Raw genomic sequence first — 2,013 nt, 5'->3', positions numbered from 1 at the left:
GCACGCAGTTGCAAACGCTGGAGCTCAAACATCTGAGTAAATTGGATGGGGTGCGCCTGATGTTGCATAACGCCGCATTGCGGCTGGAAAGTGCCGAGGCGGCCATTGAAATGCCAGACCGATTGACTGTTCAGGCACGACACTCAGGTATCACTGAACCACAACGACAGCCACAGCCGACATTTTCGTCGGCTGTGGTCAGCGAACCACTCGTCTATATTGTCAATGAACCGGCCCCGCCAAGTGTGCAGGTGGCGTTATCCTCGCCGCCACCACCTCCGCGCTGGAAGGCGGGCCACGGTTTTGTGGCGGGCTTATCGTTGATGGCGCTATTGATGGCAGGCAGTTTCGTTATCTGGCAGTCGCTGTCATCTGATCCGCTGGAGGCGGCTCTGTTGACCCATGTCGCGCCTTTACCTGCGCCGCTGACCGCCAAATCAATCGATGAACTGAAAAAACAGGCTTCAGATGCCGAGTGGGCGCGCTTGGCGGAATCGGTACTGCAAGTCAGTGGCTCACAATTGGAACAACTGGCGATGTTACCGCCGTTATGGGCACAAATGCGGGGGGATGGGGTGTTATCACAAGCACAGCAACTGTGGCCCGCCAGTCAAGAAGTCAACCGATTGAGTGCATTATGGCAACAACAGCGAGAAGCCGGTGCTGCGCCATTGGTGGAGTTGAAACACTATGCATTGGCACAAGAGCGTTTGCGGCAACTGGCCGAACGCCTGAATAGTCTGGATGAAAAAAAACGGGGATATATGACGGTCTCTGAACTGAAATCTGCCGTTTTTGCTATCCAGCAACCGATGGCACAGACATTACCGCTGGAAGAGTTGTTGCGTCAGTATCAGGTGCAGTCCGAGTCAGGGCAAACCCCGTCATCGGCACTGCGCCAACAGATAGACAGCCGGTTTACTCAACTGCTGAACCGGTATGCGTTACTGACGTTGCCCGAAATGACATCACCGTAGGTGTGATGTGGGTCTGACCATATCACGCAGTCAAAAACAAAGGGTGCCGGGAAAGGCTGAACAGGGAAATGCGTAAGGAAACCGGTGATGAGTCAAGAATATAGAAACCACCGTACCGCGTGGACCGTCAGCGAATTGACGTATGTGGAAGCCCACTATGGGAAGATACCTGTCGCTGAGATAGCTGCTCACTTGGGCCGTACAGTGACAGCAATAAGATTGGCTGCCAAAGAGTTAGGGATTTGTAAGGTGCAGGCGGGTCCTTGGACTGAAGAGGAAAAAGCAGTTCTGCGCACTCATTATGCTGATGGGGTAGGTATTGCTTATGTACAAACGCAACTGCCTGGTCGGGCCAAACACTCGATTACTGAAAAGGCGCGGGATATGGGAATAACCAGTGCGCGTAACTGGCACCCTGATGAGGTTCGTATTTTGACACGGTTTTACCCCAAAATGGGCACTAAAGTGGTTCAAAAACTGCCTCGCAGAAGTGTTGAGTCGATCAAAATCAAGGCAAGCCAGCTGGGCCTGAAATACACGAGACTCAAAGTGCGTGAGACACCCGTTCAGCGCTGGAGTGATGACGAGTGGTGCTTGTTGGAGAAGAACCTTCATTTGTCCCCCTCAGAGATGACCGTGTTGTTTCCAAATCGTACAAAATTAGCGATTGAAAAAGCGAAAGAAAGATTAAGAAAACGTAACAATATGCCAGGTAGAAGCAAGAATACTCTTAGTTAGAATTTCCTGTATGTACTGTTGGTTTGGCCTAGATATAACTACGTCATTTAACTGACGAATCCGTTACAGAGTCGTACCGATTCGATCTAATGAAGAGCCAGATAGCTTATTGTAATGGGTAAGTATTTATTATCGGGCCTGGAAAGGGGGGCTTATGAAATACTGCGAAATATATTTCTGACGTCCTACCTATCCTACATATTCAATGAATACTTCCCGAATCATTATTGGAGACTTTTCTCTAATGCTTATCAGAAACGTCTCTAATACTGGAATAGTAAACCTATAAAATATGTCT

At 49.6% G+C, this 2,013-nt stretch carries 2 protein-coding genes; both read left to right on the top strand.

What is annotated here, in order from left to right; translation table 11 throughout:
* The coding region (locus V1952_RS21515; RefSeq protein ID WP_420075518.1) for a VasL domain-containing protein at positions 1–977 on the top strand (977 nt) is incomplete at its 5' end.
* An 87-nt stretch (positions 978–1,064) separates the two neighbouring features.
* Positions 1,065–1,715 carry a hypothetical protein gene (locus V1952_RS21510; RefSeq protein ID WP_420075517.1) on the top strand — a complete coding sequence of 217 codons (651 nt, stop codon included), beginning with the start codon at positions 1,065–1,067 and terminating at the stop codon, positions 1,713–1,715.
* Positions 1,716–2,013: the final 298 nt, after the last annotated feature.

The sequence above is a fragment of the Yersinia sp. 2542 StPb PI genome (genome assembly GCF_048593855.1).
In the GTDB taxonomy this organism is placed as follows: domain Bacteria; phylum Pseudomonadota; class Gammaproteobacteria; order Enterobacterales; family Enterobacteriaceae; genus Yersinia; species Yersinia enterocolitica_E.
The sequence above is the reverse complement of the archived record's forward strand: the minus strand, read 5'-3'. Positions and strand labels throughout refer to the sequence as shown.

Coding starts and splice junctions, on each gene's coding strand:
- V1952_RS21510 (WP_420075517.1), top strand. CDS start 1,065: ATGAGTCAAGAATATAGAAACCACCGTACCGCGTGGACCGTCAGCGAA.